Below are 15,561 nucleotides of genomic sequence, written 5' to 3'. Positions count from 1 at the left end.
GGCAGTGAACTTGTCGAAAGCTTGCTGCCCTTGCTGCTGAATTTTCTAAGCTGCCTGTACGGCAGTGAACTGAAAGGAAACAACGCCATCTTATTGTTAGCAAACAAAATAATCAACTTATACGCATAAAACCCTTTTTTCTGGAACGCAAATCCACACCATATAAATCAATATGTTACGTAAGCATCAGAAAAAAGGGTTTAAACCAATGGCGTCAGAGGCCCTCCCGACGCCTCGGATAGCACTCAGGAAATAATGTGAATTACCGTTTCTGCACTTTGAGGCGCAACGACATCTGCGACCATCGAATGCGCAATGTCATGAAGAAGCCCCGTGAGGTGCGGCAACATATCGCGGTCAAAATGCGACACCAGCAGCACATGGTTTAACGCCCGGCTGTAGTCACATTTCGTTTCGGTATCTTCCAGCAACCACTCTTTTTGTCGCGGTTGTTCCGCTTCGTCCTCAAATTCCACCACCTGAAAATCACGCATGGATTCTGTGAGGCCGAATTTCACCTCTTCCAGGTAAGCTCCGAGGCAACGGCAAACGGGCTGCGTTTGGGGGAGTGATTTGCAGTCGAGAAGGATTTCGGTGAGCAGTTTGCAGCGCTCGGCAAGGGTTGGAAGATCGGGGTTGAGGGAGAGTTCGGTGTAGAGCTGTGAAAAATTGTTATGTTCCATTTGGTTATGACTCCGTGTGAAATGATGAGATCTCCACCCGAACGCCAACTCAGGTGGCAGACTGAACCGGTTTGGCGTACCGACCCACACGGGAAAATCGGCGCTTCAAAAGAAGCCCCGGTTCAGCCCACCATAATTGAGTCTGCGGATTATATCGCTAGCTTTCAAAAGTGTGAACGAACCTGATGATAGTTGACGTATCAACATCATTTCTCGTGTGTAATCAGGACGCCAATCCCGGCACCTGATTTTGCAGGTGCGCCGCCATTTTATTACTGTGGATTTATCCAGCAACTGACTTCGAAAGAAACTGGAAAGCGCCTCGCAAAATTCCTCTGCGGTCTGTTACCCTCACCCCACCCCTCTCCCACAGGGCGAGGGAGAAAAGCAGGCATAAAAAAACCGGGCATTCGCCCGGTTTTTAACATTAACGTTCAACTCACTCAGTGAGCCGCTTCCGGCTTGTGCTTCGCCGCACTCTGGAAATCGTACGTCAGTTCGTTCTTCGCCTGGTCCAGCGCCACGGTCACCTGGCCGCCGTCCACCAGCGAGCCAAACAGCAGCTCGTTCGCCAGCGGTTTCTTCAGGTTGTCCTGAATCACACGCGCCATCGGACGGGCGCCCATCGCACGGTCGTAGCCTTTCTCGGCCAGCCAGTTGCGGGCCTCCTGGCTCACTTCCAGCGACACGCCTTTCTGATCCAGCTGAACCTGCAGCTCGACGATGAACTTGTCCACGACCTGATGGATCACCTCGGTAGACAGGTGATCGAACCAGATGATGTTGTCCAGACGGTTACGGAACTCCGGCGTGAAGATCTTCTTGATCTCCTCCATCGCATCGGTGCTGTTATCCTGGTGGATCAGGCCGATAGATTTACGCTCGGTTTCACGTACCCCGGCGTTGGTGGTCATCACCAGCACCACGTTACGGAAGTCCGCTTTGCGCCCGTTGTTGTCGGTCAGCGTCCCGTTGTCCATCACCTGCAGCAGGATGTTGAACACGTCCGGGTGCGCTTTCTCGATTTCATCGAGCAGCAGTACCGCGTGCGGATGCTTGATCACCGCGTCGGTGAGCAGGCCGCCCTGGTCAAAGCCCACGTATCCCGGAGGCGCACCGATCAAACGGCTGACGGTGTGACGCTCCATATACTCGGACATATCAAAGCGCAGCAGCTCGATGCCCAGCGCTTTGGAGAGCTGAACCGTTACCTCGGTTTTCCCCACGCCGGTCGGGCCGGCAAACAGGAAGGAACCGACAGGCTTGTGCTCATGCCCCAGCCCGGCACGGGCCATCTTGATCGCTTCGGTTAAGGCCTCAATGGCTTTATCCTGACCAAAGACCAGCATTTTCAGGCGATTGCCGAGGGTGCGCAGCGTGTCGCGGTCGCTCTGAGAGACGCTTTTCTCAGGGATACGCGCGATGCGGGCCACCACGGACTCAATATCCGCCACGTTAACGGTTTTCTTACGCTTGCTGGCCGGCATAAGACGCGCACGTGCCCCTGCCTCATCAATCACGTCAATCGCCTTATCCGGCAGATGACGGTCGTTGATGTATTTCACCGCCAGCTCCACCGCCGCACGCACCGCTTTCGCGGTATAACGCACGTCGTGGTGCGCTTCGTACTTCGGCTTCAGGCCGTTGATGATCTGCACCGTTTCCTCGACGGACGGTTCGGTCACGTCGATTTTCTGGAAGCGGCGCGCCAGCGCACGGTCTTTCTCAAAGATGTTGCTGAACTCCTGGTAGGTGGTGGAGCCAATCACGCGGATCTTGCCGCTGGAGAGCAGCGGTTTGATCAGGTTAGCCGCATCCACCTGGCCGCCGGAAGCCGCACCCGCGCCGATGATGGTGTGAATCTCATCGATAAACAGGATGCTGTTGGTGTCCTGCTCCAGCTGTTTTAACAGCGCCTTGAAGCGTTTTTCAAAATCACCGCGGTATTTCGTGCCCGCCAGCAGCGAGCCGATATCCAGCGAGTAGATGGTGCAGTCGGCAATCACTTCCGGCACGTCGCCCTGCACAATGCGCCAGGCAAGCCCTTCGGCAATCGCGGTTTTACCCACGCCAGATTCCCCCACCAGCAGCGGGTTGTTCTTGCGGCGACGGCACAACACCTGGATCGCGCGCTCCAGCTCTTTATCGCGACCAATCAGCGGGTCGATACCGCCAACGCGAGCAAGCTGATTAAGGTTGGTGGTGAAGTTTTCCATACGATCCTCCCCGCCTGCTTGCTCTTCATTGTTATTGACCTGATTGCTGGAATCCGAGGCCTGGTTAGGCTCGTCTTTGCGCGTTCCGTGAGAGATAAAGTTAACCACATCGAGGCGGCTGACTTCGTGTTTGCGCAGCAGATAGGCAGCCTGTGACTCCTGCTCGCTGAAGATGGCGACTAAGACGTTTGCGCCAGTCACTTCGCTACGTCCGGAAGACTGGACGTGGAATACCGCGCGCTGCAGCACACGCTGGAAGCTGAGCGTCGGCTGCGTGTCGCGCTCCTCTTCACTGGCTGGCAGCACCGGTGTGGTTTGTTCGATGAAGGCTTCGAGTTCCTGACGTAGCGCCACCAGATCCACGGAGCAGGCTTCCAGCGCTTCGCGGGCAGATGGGTTGCTAAGCAGTGCGAGCAGTAAATGCTCGACGGTCATAAACTCATGTCGGTGCTCACGCGCTCTGGCGAAAGCCATGTTTAAACTGAGTTCCAGTTCTTGATTGAGCATAGGCACCTCCCCCAATTTTATGCCTTATCAGGCCTTTTCCAGCGTACACAGCAACGGATGCTCGTTCTCCCTCGCATAGTCGTTCACCATCGCCACTTTGGTTTCCGCCACTTCGGCAGTGAAGATGCCGCAGATAGCTTTGCCACGATAATGAACGGTAAGCATCAGTTGCGTTGCACGTTCTACATCATAAGAAAAGAACTTTTGTAGCACGTCAATAACAAATTCCATCGGCGTGTAATCATCGTTCATTAACATAACTTTATACATAGATGGCGGTTTTAGCGCGTCACGCACTTTGTCTTCCGCCAGCTGGTCAAAATCCAGCCAGTCGTTGGTCTTACCCATTTTGCATAACCACTTTGAATCTACCTCAGATGTTAGATAACAATCATCTATTACTGTCATCCGCGATGTCTGTCACAAACTGTTGCAATAGCGTTAACTGCTTCAAACTTTGGTTGATTATTGTCCCATCTCCAGCGCCAAACGCTTGACGACTTCTTTCGTTTCTCTAAATTGTACAAGCGTGAGATGGCGAGGTTTTGAACAGCCCCCACTCCACCACCGGTTCATTCCATCTTAACTTATAAGATTTACGAAGGATGTCGAAGCATGGAAATGGGTACTGTTAAGTGGTTCAACAACGCCAAAGGGTTTGGCTTCATCTGCCCCGAAGGCGGCGGCGAGGATATCTTCGCTCACTATTCCACCATTCAGATGGATGGTTACAGAACGCTCAAAGCCGGGCAGTCCGTCCGGTTCGATGTACACCAGGGACCAAAAGGCAATCATGCAAGCCTTATCGTCCCCATTGAAGCAGAGACGGTTGCATAGCTCTCTGTTTTATTGTGTACATCCCGCAGTCAAAATGCCAGCCCGATCGGCTGGCATTTTTATTTTCGGGTTATTCCCGAGCCAGCGCATCCACCGGATCCAGCCGCGCCGCGTTGCGGGCGGGCAACCAGCCAAACAAAATGCCGGTAAAGGTTGAACACAAGAATGCGGTAATAATGGCCACCGGCGAGAAGCCAATCTCCCAGCCGGGTAAAAAGAGCTGGAGTGCGAAGGCGATCATCATCGAGAGCGCAATCCCCATCGCACCGCCGACCAGACACACCAGCACGGCTTCAATCAAAAACTGTTGCAGCACGTCGCTGGCTCTGGCCCCGACCGCCATGCGGATGCCAATCTCCCGGGTTCGCTCGGTTACCGACACCAGCATGATGTTCATCACCCCGATACCGCCGACGACCAGCGAAATCACCGCCACCAGTGTGAGGAACAGCTGAAGAGTACGTGTGGTCTTTTCCGCCGTTTTCAAGAGGCCGTCCATATTCCAGGTGAAGAAATCCTTCTTCCCGTGGCGCAGGGTTAACAGCCGCTCAAGCTGCTGCTCGGCCAGCGCGCTGTCGTAGCCCTCCTTCACGCGCACGGTGATGGAGTTGAGCCAGGACTGCCCCATAATCCGCCCGGAGATAGTGGTATAGGGCAGCCAGACGCGCAGGATCTTGCTGCTGCCAAACATCGACTGTTTCTCTTCCGCCACGCCGATGACCGTGGCAGGCATGTTGCCGACCAGGATCACTTCGCCCACCACGTTGGCTTTATTGGGGAAGAGCTGTCTGCGCGAATTCGCGTCCAGCACCACCACCTGCGCCCTGCCCGCCAGCTGCTCGGCGTTGAAGGTGGCGCCTTCGCTGAAGGTCATGCCGTAGACGTTGAAATAATCCCCGCTGACGCCGTTCGCGCTGGCTGCCACGTCAACATTGCCCACCCGCAGGCGCAGATTCTGCGACACCGCAGGCGTGGCGGAGTTGACCCACGGCTGCTTCTGAATGGCCGCCAGATCGTCGTATTTTAGTGCCTGCTGATACTGCGGCTCGTCGTCCCCGAAGTCTTTGCCGGGATAGACGTCAATGGTATTGGTGCCAATAGCGCGGATATCAGCCAGCACCAACTGCTTGGCCGCATCGCCCACCACCACAATCGACACCACCGAGGCAATACCGATGATGATGCCGAGCATGGTCAACAGGGTACGCATTTTATTGGCCGCCATCGCCAGCCAGGCCATGGTCAGCGCTTCACGAAAGCCGCTGGAAAACTGTCCCCAGCCGGTTGATGCCGGGAGCACTTCTTTCGGCGCCGCAGCCCTGGACTCACGCGGCGGCGGGTTGCTGACCAGCTCGCCGTCATGGATCTCAATGATTCGCTCCGCCTGCGCCGCCACCTGCGGATCGTGGGTCACGATGATCACGGTGTGCCCCTGATCGCGAAGCTGGTGCAGGATCGCCATCACCTCTTCGCCGGAATGGCTGTCGAGTGCGCCGGTCGGCTCATCCGCGAGGATCACCTGCCCGCCGTTCATCAGGGCACGGGCAATACTCACGCGCTGCTGCTGGCCGCCGGATAGCTGCGAGGGCTGATACTCCACCCGCTCCGCCAGCCCCAGACGCGTCAGCAGCATCTGCGCGCGCTCGAGCCGTTTTTTCCGCTCGACGCCCGCATAGACCGCCGGAACTTCCACGTTCTGCGCGGCATTGAGGTGAGAAAGCAGATGGTAACGCTGGAAGATAAAGCCGAAGTGCTCCCGGCGCAGCTTCGCCAGCGCGTCGCCATCCAGCGTGGAGATATCCGTTCCGGCCACGCGATAGGTCCCGCTGGTCGGCTTATCCAGACAGCCGAGAATGTTCATCAGCGTCGATTTACCGGAACCCGATGCCCCGACAATCGCCACCATCTCGCCCGCTTCCACGCGCAGGGAGATGCCCTTCAGCACCTCCACCGGGCCATCGCCCGACGGATAGCTGCGGCGAATGTCCTTCAGCTCAAGCAATGCCGTCATTTCGCCGCTCCGGGCAGGCTTTCACTGACAACAACCTCCTCACCCTCTTCCAGCCCTTTCACCACCACCACGTCGGTGTCATTGCGCGCGCCAATCACCACTTCACGCTCGCGCGTTTCGCCGTTGCGCAGCACTTTCACTTTATAGCGGCTCTCCCCGGCGGATTCACCCAGCGCAGAGAGCGGAATGGTCAGCACGTTCTTCAGACCGGTCAACTGAATATGCACCTGCGCGGTCATGTCGAGACGCAGCACGCCCTTCGGGTTCGGCACTTCAAAACGGGCATAGTAGAAGATGGCATCGTTCACTTTTTCCGGCGTCGGCAGAATGTCCTTCAGCACGCCTTCGTAGCGCGTCTGCGGGTCGCCCAGCACCGTAAACCAGGCGTTCTGCCCCGGCTTCAGATGGATCACATCCGCCTCGGAGACCTGGGCTTTGACCAGCATGGTGCTCATGTCCGCCAACGTCAGAATGTTTGGCGCCTGCTGCGCGGCAATCACCGTCTGCCCCTGCAGCGTGGTGATCTGAGTGACCTCACCGGCCATCGGCGCCACGATCTGGGTGTAGTCGAGGTTGGTTTTTGCCGTATCCAGCGAGGCCTGGTTACGTTTGATTTGCGCGTCAATCGTGCCAATCTGCGCCTGCTTCACCGCCAGTTCCGTGGTGGCCGTGTCTAAATCCTGCTTCGAGATCGCCTGGGTTTTGGCCAGCGCCTGCCGACGGGTCAGCGTCACCTGGGCCAGGTTACGCTCTGCCTGCGCCTGCGCACGCTGCGCGCGCAGCTCCATCAGCGTGGCTTCCACCTCGCGGATCTGGTTCTCAGCCTGTTCAGGATCGATCACGCCGAGCAACTGGCCTTTTTTCACCTTATCGCCAATCTCAACCGACAGCGTTTTCAGCTGACCGCTGACCTGCGCGCCGACGTCAACCTTGCGCAGGGCATCAAGCTTGCCCGTCGCGAGGACGTTTTGCTGCAGTTCGCCCGGGCGAACAATCAGCGTCTGATACTGCGGCACTGGCGCATTCAGCACCTGCCATAGCCAGTATCCACCGGCTAACACCACGACCGCCAGCAGCAGAAACAGCGTTCTGCGTTTTCCCTTGAGGTTCATAAATATTCCAAATAAATGTTCTGGCAATGATAAATGCTGATTCTATCTAAACGACTCCTCAACGAAACCCCTGTTCTCCGAAATCGTCACAATTTGTTTACGAGACGTTGAACGTTCGCCTGCTGAAATGGAAATCTTCATCAAGAAGCAGGATCTAACATGTCTTCCATCGTCGATACACCTTTTTCAAACCTGCCACAGCCTGCATCGGGTTGGCAGCTCTTCAGTCATCTGGCTTCCGGTAAGCTCACGCCAGGGCTGGCGTGGCAAAACCCCGCCTATCGACGTAAATTCATGCTACGTTCGCTGGCGACGCCTGTAAGTACCGCTCGCCTGTTGACGAGCCTTGCAAAACAGCCGAGCCTGATGCAAATGCTGCAGGTACAGCCAGGACTGCCGTGCCGTCTGCATCGCCCCTGGCTGACGGTGAATATGGATCGCCAGCAGGCCCTCGAGTCCCTTAACTGGCACTATCAAACGATGAGCCGCCATATGCCGGCGACGCTGCTGTCGGGCTATCTGTCGAAAAAGGGCTTCACGCTGCTCACCTTAACCGGTAAAGATGAAGAGCAATTTACCGTCCGCCTGTGCGCCGATGCGTTTCTGGATAAAGAAGGGGAAGCCACCCTCGCCTTCTGCGACCATCAGAATACGGTGCTGGCCGAGATGACCTTCACCCTGTGCCAGTTTGAGGGAAAATCGACGCTGTTTATCGGCGGCCTGCAGGGCGCAAAAGCCCACGTTCCCCATGAGCTGATCCAGGGCGCGACGAAGGCCTGCCATGGTCTGTTCCCGAAACGTCTGCTGGTCGAAGCCGCCATGACGCTCGGCACCGCCTTCCCGGTAGAACAGATTGTCGCCGTCAGTAACGACACCCATATTTATCGCAGCTGGCGCTACCGCAAGAAAAAAGAGGGGAAACTGTTGGCCGATTACGACAGTTTCTGGATCTCCATCGGCGGTGAAAAGCAGGATAGCGGCAACTTCATGCTGCCCCTCGTCATGCCGCGCAAACCGATGGAAGAGATCGCGAGTAAAAAGCGTTCCGAATATCGCCGCCGCTACGCGCTGCTGGATAGCCTGATTCAGCAGGTGAACCAGGCGACTCAACGTTAATCCGCTCTCCCGCGTGCCAGCCACAGCACGCGGGAGAACATCTTCCGCAACAGGGTCGGCACCGCCTCCACGCCCCGTCTCCCCGCTTCCGTCGCCACCTCAATGGCTAAATCCGGTTTTGAAGAACGATGAATAGCTTTGGCGATCACGCGCCGCATGTTCATCGGGACATCGACCGGCACCATGGCAATTCGGTGGAATACGTCGTCGAACCCCTGACGATACATAAAGTGCTCCATGTCCATGGCGGGCAGCATGGTTAGATGGTCGCGCTCTTCTTCTCGCTCGTTATTCAGCAGGCTGCGTACGGTCGAGGCATATTTTTTGCCCGCCTCATCACCGTCGACCAGAACGTGCCACTCGATCCCCATCCGGCGGGCAAATTTGATCAGCGGCTTGAGTCCCGACTGGGCGAATTCAATCACCTTAATGCCTTCCGCATCAAAATGGTGGCCGCACTGGCGCGCCAGTTCGTTGATGACCCAGGTTTCCGTCTCTCCCTCCACCAGCAGCCAGCAGCGGGCAAAGAGCGACGACGCGCGGTTAAAGCGAATATGAAACGCGATGCGCCGCCCGTCTTCCGCGTTCAATCCCCCCGGCCCTAAGCGGTAGGCGGAGACGCGGGAAGATTCACGCACCAGACGACAGACGTGCTCTACCGGCGTCAGCGATAATAATTCACCGGAATTGGTGGTCGTAATGCGCTGGAGCGGCAGCAGGTTCAGCAGATGCCATGCCACGGAGAGCATGATGGGATGCAGGCGCGTTTCCGGGTCTTCCACCAGCAGCAGCGGCCGGGCGTCCCGGTCAAGACGAACGGTGCCTTTAGCCTGCAGAAGCGTTGAAAACAGCCCCAGCAAAATCACCCGATGAGTACGACCGCCGGGCCGGTCGATCATCCGGTTAATGATATCGAGGTAGCGCCAGCTGCGCTGCTCGTCATGAGAGCGGCGGCGCATCAGGCGATGGCGCGACTCCGACGTCCCCTGCTCGGAAAAATAGTGCTCCAGAAGCTGTACCATCGCGGACAGCCCCTGACGAATTTGACCATCGGTCAGATTTTGCGGACGCGACACCAGCTCTCTTGCCAGAAAATCCAGCTCGCGGGCGGTGACTTCCACTTCCGGCATATTCGGGACGGTACCGTTACGTATACGCCGCATAAAACGCGCGTCGCGCAGGCGCAACACCGGCGTCAGGCGGATCAGGTGGCGGGCCAGATCGTCGATATTGTCCAGCGGGATCGGACTGGCTTTCTCATCAAGAAAATCACGCAGGGTCAATACGCCCTCGTTTTCCGCCATTTCACCCTCCAGCCGATAGAAAATTCGGTGGAAGCCGTCATCGCACGGCACCCAGCAGGGTGACAGCGGGCGGAAGCGACGCACCCGATGCCGTCCGGGCTCGGATTCGCGGAACGTCAGGATGATATGCAGGTGCTTCTCGCGCCCCGTCACGTCGCCGGGCGGGAACCAGAAGTCGTCGCGAACGAAGTGATACAGATCGTCTTCGGGCGAAAGCAGTAACGTCAGCGCATCCAGCAGGCTGGACTTACCCCACGCGTTCTCGCCGATCAGGACGTTGTTCTGTTCCAGCTGCAGCGACAGGCGGTTAATACCGCGAAACCCGACAATTTCCACACGTTCGAGAAGCATAAATCCCCCGCGCAATGAACACTTTTTCCTTTAAGTTATCAGCAGTATAGCGGGAGGCGCCTTGTCACGACAGCACAACATTCACCGTGGCGAGAATTGGTCTATGCTCTATTTACCGCTGATTTGAACAAGGATTGACATCACATTGCCTTAAATCAAATTAATCGAATTTATTTAAGTGGCGAAGGGGTGTTGTTGGTTTTTAAAATACGGACTCTTTGAGTTGTCATCCCTTTATGGCGATATATCCCGTGCGCGGGAAAGCGTGCGGAAAATTATTTGAGGTGGTTATGTTTAGAAAATTGGCTGCAGAATGCTTTGGTACATTCTGGCTGGTATTTGGTGGCTGCGGTAGCGCCGTTCTGGCAGCAGCATTCCCGGAATTAGGTATCGGTTTTGTCGGCGTCGCGCTGGCATTTGGTTTGACCGTATTAACCATGGCCTTTGCCGTGGGGCATATTTCCGGCGGTCATTTTAACCCGGCAGTAACGTTAGGTTTATGGGCCGGCGGTCGTTTTCCGGCGAAAGATGTGATTGGTTATATTGTCGCCCAGGTGGTTGGCGGTATTATCGCAGCGGGCGTTCTGTACGTGATTGCCAGCGGTAAAGCCGGGTTCGACGCGGCGGCCAGCGGCTTCGCCTCTAACGGCTTCGGCGAGCATTCTCCGGGCGGTTATTCCATGCTGTCTGCCATCGTGATTGAAATTGTGCTGACCGCAGGCTTCCTGCTGGTGATCCACGGCGCAACCGATAAACACGCGCCAGCAGGCTTTGCCCCTATTGCGATTGGTCTGGCGCTGACCCTTATTCACCTGATTTCGATTCCGGTCACCAACACCTCCGTTAACCCGGCACGCAGTACCGCCGTCGCCATCTTCCAGGGCGGCTGGGCGCTTGAGCAGCTGTGGCTGTTCTGGGTCATGCCGATTATTGGCGGTATTCTGGGTGGCGTGCTGTACCGCACCCTGTTGGAAAAACGCGATTAATTGCGCGCGGTGTCGGGCGGCGCTAACGCTTACCCGACCTACGTGAAAGTGCACTTGTAGGCCGGGTAAGGCGCAGCCGCCACCCGGCTTTTTTATTGCTCCTTTACCTGACAGCCTTTATTGGGTAGTGTCTCTGGCGCTCAACAGATACTCAAAAGGACCGGCTGTTCATGTTTTCAGGACTCCTCATTATTCTGCTGCCCCTGATTGTGGGCTACCTTATTCCGCTGCACAGAGAATCCGCATTACGGCTCATCAACCGTTTTCTCAGCTGGATTGTTTACGTCATTCTTTTCTTTATGGGGATAAGCCTGGCCTTCCTGGATAATCTGGCGACGAATTTGCTTTCCATCCTGCATTATTCGGTGGTCACCGTGGTGGTTATTTTGCTGTGTAATATCGCCGCATTATTCTGGCTTGAGCGCACCGTTCCGTGGAAAAACCATCATCATCAGGAAAAGCTGCCTTCCCGAATTGCGATGGCGCTGGAATCATTAAAACTGTGCGGCGTCGTGGTGCTCGGTTTTCTGCTTGGGCTGACCGGCTGGGCGTTTTTACAGCACGCAACAGAGGCCAGTGAATATACGCTGATCTTCCTGCTGTTCCTAATCGGTATCCAGCTGCGAAATAATGGCATGACGCTGAAGCAAATTGTTCTGAACCGTCGGGGAATGATGGTCGCGGTCATTGTTATCGCCAGCTCCATGGTGGCGGGCGTGATTAACGCTTTTATTCTCGACCTGCCGCTGAAAACCGGCCTCGCGATGGCGTCAGGTTTTGGCTGGTATTCCCTCTCCGGTATTTTGCTGACCGAATCATTCGGTCCGGTGATCGGCAGCGCCGCCTTCTTTAACGATCTGGCGCGTGAACTGATCGCCATAATGCTGATCCCGGGACTGGTTCGCCGCAGCCGCTCTACCGCGCTGGGCCTGTGCGGCGCGACGTCGATGGACTTTACCCTGCCAGTGTTACAACGCTCTGGCGGGCTGGAGATGGTGCCCGCCGCCATCGTTCACGGCTTTATTTTAAGCCTGCTGGTTCCGGTTCTGATGGCCGTCTTCTCGGCCTGATACTTCTTTGGCGGTAGGGTTCCTGCCGCCAAAATTGCGCTAAATCAATCTCCCTCTATTTAGTAGCAAAAAGCCCTTTTCACCGTTCTGGCACAGGCATAACCTTAAACATGTATATTAAATATAACTTTAACAGGTGTGATTATGTTTTGTGTGCAATGTGAACAAACCATCCGTACCCCGGCAGGCAATGGCTGCTCTTACGCACAGGGTATGTGCGGCAAAACCGCAGAAACATCTGACCTTCAGGACCTGCTGATTGCGGCCCTGCAAGGCCTTTCCGCATGGGCGTTTAAAGCCCGCGAATATGGCATCATCGACCACTACGTCGACAGCTTCGCCCCGCGCGCCTTCTTCTCCACGCTAACCAACGTTAACTTCGACTCTCCGCGCATTGTTGGCTATGCCCGCGAAGCCATTGCCCTGCGTGAAGCGCTGAAGGCGCAGTGTCTGAAGGCGGACGCCAGCGCCCGCGTGGAAAACCCGATGTCAGACCTTCAGCTGGTGAGTGACGATCTGGGCGAGCTGCAGCGTCAGGCGGCAGAATTCACGCCGAATAAAGACAAAGCGGCGATTGGCGAGAACATTCTCGGCCTTCGCCTGCTGTGCCTGTACGGCCTGAAAGGCGCGGCAGCCTATATGGAGCACGCGCATGTGCTCGGTCAATACGACAACGACATTTACGCGCAATACCATAAAATCATGGCGTGGCTGGGCACCTGGCCTGCCGATATGAACGCGCTGCTGGAATGCTCGATGGAAATCGGGCAGATGAACTTCAGGGTGATGAGCATTCTGGACGCCGGTGAAACCAGCACCTACGGCCATCCGACCCCAACGCAGGTCAACGTCAAAGCGACCGAGGGTAAATGTATCCTGATCTCCGGTCATGACCTGAAAGATCTCTACAACCTGCTGAAGCAGACCGAAGGCACCGGCGTTAACGTCTATACCCACGGTGAAATGCTGCCGGCGCACGGCTATCCGGAGCTGCGTAAGTTTAAGCACCTGATCGGTAACTACGGCAGCGGCTGGCAGAACCAGCAGGTGGAATTTGCCCGCTTCCCTGGCCCTATCGTGATGACCTCTAACTGCATCATCGACCCGACCGTGGGCGCGTATGACGACCGCATCTGGACCCGCAGCATCGTCGGCTGGCCGGGCGTGAGCCATCTGGAAGGTGACGATTTCGGTCCGGTGATAGCGCAAGCGCAGCAGATGGCAGGCTTCCCGTACAGCGAGATCCCGCATCTGATCACCGTCGGCTTCGGTCGTGAAACCCTGCTCGGTGCCGCTGACTCGCTGATCGATCTCGTCAGCCGTGAAAAGCTGCGCCACATCTTCCTCGTCGGCGGCTGCGACGGCGCGCGCGGCGAGCGTAACTACTTTACCGATTTCGCCACCCGCGTGCCGGAAGACTGCCTGATCCTGACCCTAGCGTGCGGAAAATACCGTTTCAATAAGCTGGACTTCGGCGACATCGAAGGTCTGCCGCGCCTGATCGATGCGGGCCAGTGCAACGATGCTTATTCGGCCATCATTCTGGCCGTTACCCTGGCAGAGAAACTGGGCTGCGGCGTGAACGACCTGCCGCTGTCGCTGGTGCTCTCGTGGTTTGAGCAGAAAGCGATTGTCATCCTGCTGACCCTGCTCTCTCTGGGCGTGACTAACATCGTGACTGGCCCGACCGCGCCAGGCTTCCTGACGCCGGACCTGCTGGCGGTGCTCAATGAAAAATTCGGTCTGCGCTCCGTGACCAACGTTGAAGACGATATGAAGCAACTGCTGAGCGCGTAAGGAGTAACTCATGACCATGCCAACCTCACACTGCCCGTGGCGCATGCAGGTTCATCACATCCATCAGGAGACGCCGGATGTGTGGACGCTGTCGCTGCTGTGCCACGACTACTATCCGTACCGTGCGGGTCAGTATGCGCTGGTTAGCGTTCGCCATTCGGCAGACACCCTGCGCGCCTACACCCTTTCTTCCACGCCGGGCGTGAGCGAGTACATCACGCTTACCGTCCGTCGCATTGAAGGCGGAGCCGGTTCAGAATGGCTGACCCGGGACGTGAAGCGCGGGGATTATATCTGGCTGTCCGATGCGCAGGGTGAATTCACCTGTGACGACAAAGCGGAAGAGAAATTCCTGCTGCTGGCGGCGGGCTGTGGCGTAACGCCGATTATGTCAATGCGCCGCTGGCTGGCCAAACACCGCCCGCAGGCCGACGTGCAGGTGATCTTCAGCGTGCGCTCTCCGGAGGATGTGATTTTTGCCGAGGAGTGGCGTGATTATCCGGTGACGCTGGTGGCTGAGCACAACGCGACGCACGGTTTTGTGCCCGGTCGCCTGAGCCGCGAGCTGCTGCAAAGCGTGCCGGATATCGCGAACCGCACCGTGATGACCTGCGGCCCGGCGCCGTACATGGCTATCGTGGAAGAAGATGTGAAAGCGCTCGGCGTGACCCGCTTCTTCAAAGAGCAGTTTTTCACGCCGGTGGCGGAAGCAGCAACCAGCGGGATTACGTTTACCAAACTGCAGCCTGCGCAGACCTTCTTTGGCCGCGTGGGAACCACGCTGCTGGAGGCGCTGGAAAGCAACCACGTGCCGGTGGTAGCGGCCTGCCGCGCCGGGGTGTGCGGCTGCTGTAAAACGAAGGTGGTTTCCGGGGAGTACACCGTCACCAGCACCATGACGTTGTCCGACGCGGAAATTGCCGAGGGTTACGTGCTGGCATGCTCGTGCCATCCACAGGGTGATCTCGTCCTCGCATAAAGGTTATGCTTTCGATCGTAGGCCCGGTAAGCGTCAGCGCCACCGGGCTTTTTTGCCGGGTGGCACTGCGTTTACCCGGCCTACTACCGCCCTACCGCCACGCAGGCGCTTTCCCCAGCGCAAACCGCCCTGCGCCTAAAAACGCCACCGCCAGCGAGCCGATAAAGAAGTACACCAGGCTTTCAATCGCCCATGCGCCAACCTTATCAAGGGCGAGCGTTTCCCCCATTCCCACCATCAGCCATGCCACGATCATCGTAAACGCCAGCACCAGCGCGGCCGGGCGCGTAAAGAGCCCGACAATAATCAGGATCGGCGCCACCACTTCGCCAATCAACACGCCGTAGGCGATAAACCCCGGCAGCCCTTTCTCCACCAGCATGCCGCTGATAAAGCCCACCCCACCAAACAGCTTATGCAAACCGTGAAAGAGCATCAGCCCGCCGACGGCAAGTCGTAACAAGAGTTTGCCAAGATCGTCGCACGATAGCTTTTCATTAACAGCAATTAACAATGATTTAACCATTTGAAATGATTCCTGTTTTCACTGAGGTATCACCAGATTATGCCGAATAATTGCACGTGAAAAGCA

13 protein-coding genes and 1 CRISPR repeat array (1 of these 14 cut by a window edge) are annotated in these 15,561 nt (G+C 56.8%); of the genes, 6 read left to right on the top strand and 7 right to left on the bottom strand.

The window, feature by feature from the left end; genetic code table 11:
• A CRISPR array of direct repeats spans window positions 1-70; the repeat unit is 28 nt; unit sequence TTTCTAAGCTGCCTGTACGGCAGTGAAC; it reaches 2,240 nt to the left of the window's first position.
• A 175-nt stretch (window positions 71-245) separates the two neighbouring features.
• The 3 genes from LJA86_RS03025 to clpS form a co-directional block, all read right to left on the bottom strand.
• A complete protein-coding gene (locus tag LJA86_RS03025) occupies window positions 246-683 on the bottom strand; it encodes a hypothetical protein (RefSeq protein WP_229225628.1) in 438 nt (145 codons plus the stop codon).
• A gap of 443 nt (window positions 684-1,126) precedes the next feature.
• Complete coding sequence (gene clpA / locus LJA86_RS03020; RefSeq protein ID WP_014831269.1) at window positions 1,127-3,406, bottom strand: ATP-dependent Clp protease ATP-binding subunit ClpA; 2,280 nt, start codon at window positions 3,404-3,406, stop codon at window positions 1,127-1,129.
• A gap of 27 nt (window positions 3,407-3,433) precedes the next feature.
• Window positions 3,434-3,754 carry an ATP-dependent Clp protease adapter ClpS gene (gene clpS / locus LJA86_RS03015; RefSeq protein WP_006174393.1) on the bottom strand — a complete coding sequence of 107 codons (321 nt, stop codon included), beginning with the start codon at window positions 3,752-3,754 and terminating at the stop codon, window positions 3,434-3,436.
• A gap of 267 nt (window positions 3,755-4,021) precedes the next feature.
• Here clpS and cspD point away from each other — a divergent pair, with 267 nt between their 5' ends.
• Window positions 4,022-4,243 carry a cold shock-like protein CspD gene (gene cspD, locus LJA86_RS03010; protein ID WP_008499993.1) on the top strand — a complete coding sequence of 74 codons (222 nt, stop codon included), beginning with the start codon at window positions 4,022-4,024 and terminating at the stop codon, window positions 4,241-4,243.
• Window positions 4,244-4,313: 70 nt separating this feature from the next.
• Here the strand turns inward: cspD and macB are convergent, their stop codons facing one another.
• Both macB and macA read right to left on the bottom strand, forming a co-directional pair.
• Complete coding sequence (macB, locus tag LJA86_RS03005) at window positions 4,314-6,254, bottom strand: macrolide ABC transporter ATP-binding protein/permease MacB (RefSeq protein WP_045908399.1); 1,941 nt, start codon at window positions 6,252-6,254, stop codon at window positions 4,314-4,316.
• Window positions 6,251-7,366 (bottom strand): macrolide transporter subunit MacA, encoded by a 1,116-nt coding sequence (gene macA / locus LJA86_RS03000; RefSeq protein ID WP_229225627.1) that lies wholly within the window; start codon window positions 7,364-7,366, stop codon window positions 6,251-6,253. Before macA ends, macB begins: the two co-directional genes overlap by 4 nt.
• A gap of 159 nt (window positions 7,367-7,525) precedes the next feature.
• Here macA and LJA86_RS02995 point away from each other — a divergent pair, with 159 nt between their 5' ends.
• The gene (locus LJA86_RS02995) at window positions 7,526-8,482 is read left to right on the top strand and encodes a VirK/YbjX family protein (protein WP_229225626.1); all 957 of its coding nucleotides are present in this window, start codon (window positions 7,526-7,528) and stop codon (window positions 8,480-8,482) included.
• On the opposite strand, the gene LJA86_RS02990 is transcribed toward LJA86_RS02995, so the two are convergent.
• Entirely contained in the window at window positions 8,479-10,137 is a 1,659-nt protein-coding gene (locus tag LJA86_RS02990) for an ATP-dependent endonuclease (protein WP_048027155.1), read from the bottom strand. The genes LJA86_RS02995 and LJA86_RS02990 overlap by 4 nt on opposite strands.
• 290 nt (window positions 10,138-10,427) lie before the next feature.
• Between LJA86_RS02990 and aqpZ the strand changes: the two genes are divergently transcribed.
• From aqpZ to hcr, 4 genes are all read left to right on the top strand, one after another.
• Window positions 10,428-11,123, top strand: coding sequence for an aquaporin Z (gene aqpZ, locus LJA86_RS02985; RefSeq protein ID WP_014883193.1), 696 nt, complete (start codon window positions 10,428-10,430; stop codon window positions 11,121-11,123).
• Between the two features lie 170 nt (window positions 11,124-11,293).
• Complete coding sequence (locus LJA86_RS02980) at window positions 11,294-12,193, top strand: lysine exporter LysO family protein (RefSeq protein ID WP_048027153.1); 900 nt, start codon at window positions 11,294-11,296, stop codon at window positions 12,191-12,193.
• A 144-nt stretch (window positions 12,194-12,337) separates the two neighbouring features.
• Window positions 12,338-13,990 (top strand): hydroxylamine reductase, encoded by a 1,653-nt coding sequence (gene hcp / locus LJA86_RS02975; RefSeq protein ID WP_111966990.1) that lies wholly within the window; start codon window positions 12,338-12,340, stop codon window positions 13,988-13,990.
• A 10-nt stretch (window positions 13,991-14,000) separates the two neighbouring features.
• Window positions 14,001-14,969, top strand: a complete 969-nt coding sequence (gene hcr, locus LJA86_RS02970; RefSeq protein ID WP_126534819.1) for an NADH oxidoreductase — start codon at window positions 14,001-14,003, stop codon at window positions 14,967-14,969.
• 91 nt (window positions 14,970-15,060) lie between these two features.
• On the opposite strand, the gene LJA86_RS02965 is transcribed toward hcr, so the two are convergent.
• Window positions 15,061-15,495 (bottom strand): DoxX family protein, encoded by a 435-nt coding sequence (locus tag LJA86_RS02965; protein WP_045908406.1) that lies wholly within the window; start codon window positions 15,493-15,495, stop codon window positions 15,061-15,063.
• Window positions 15,496-15,561 lie beyond the last annotated feature (66 nt).

The sequence above is a fragment of the Enterobacter sp. TCD1-1 genome (genome assembly GCF_020567405.1).
Classification (GTDB): domain Bacteria; phylum Pseudomonadota; class Gammaproteobacteria; order Enterobacterales; family Enterobacteriaceae; genus Enterobacter; species Enterobacter quasiroggenkampii.
This window is presented reverse-complemented; position numbering and strand designations above follow the sequence as displayed.

Bases quoted from the DNA above. Each gene is read 5' to 3' on its own strand.
- LJA86_RS03025 (WP_229225628.1), bottom strand. From the start codon at position 683: ATGGAACATAACAATTTTTCACAGCTCTACACCGAACTCTCCCTCAAC.
- clpA (WP_014831269.1), bottom strand. From the start codon at position 3,406: ATGCTCAATCAAGAACTGGAACTCAGTTTAAACATGGCTTTCGCCAGA.
- clpS (WP_006174393.1), bottom strand. From the start codon at position 3,754: ATGGGTAAGACCAACGACTGGCTGGATTTTGACCAGCTGGCGGAAGAC.
- cspD (WP_008499993.1), top strand. From the start codon at position 4,022: ATGGAAATGGGTACTGTTAAGTGGTTCAACAACGCCAAAGGGTTTGGC.
- macB (WP_045908399.1), bottom strand. From the start codon at position 6,254: ATGACGGCATTGCTTGAGCTGAAGGACATTCGCCGCAGCTATCCGTCG.
- macA (WP_229225627.1), bottom strand. From the start codon at position 7,366: ATGAACCTCAAGGGAAAACGCAGAACGCTGTTTCTGCTGCTGGCGGTC.
- LJA86_RS02995 (WP_229225626.1), top strand. From the start codon at position 7,526: ATGTCTTCCATCGTCGATACACCTTTTTCAAACCTGCCACAGCCTGCA.
- LJA86_RS02990 (WP_048027155.1), bottom strand. From the start codon at position 10,137: ATGCTTCTCGAACGTGTGGAAATTGTCGGGTTTCGCGGTATTAACCGC.
- aqpZ (WP_014883193.1), top strand. From the start codon at position 10,428: ATGTTTAGAAAATTGGCTGCAGAATGCTTTGGTACATTCTGGCTGGTA.
- LJA86_RS02980 (WP_048027153.1), top strand. From the start codon at position 11,294: ATGTTTTCAGGACTCCTCATTATTCTGCTGCCCCTGATTGTGGGCTAC.
- hcp (WP_111966990.1), top strand. From the start codon at position 12,338: ATGTTTTGTGTGCAATGTGAACAAACCATCCGTACCCCGGCAGGCAAT.
- hcr (WP_126534819.1), top strand. From the start codon at position 14,001: ATGACCATGCCAACCTCACACTGCCCGTGGCGCATGCAGGTTCATCAC.
- LJA86_RS02965 (WP_045908406.1), bottom strand. From the start codon at position 15,495: ATGGTTAAATCATTGTTAATTGCTGTTAATGAAAAGCTATCGTGCGAC.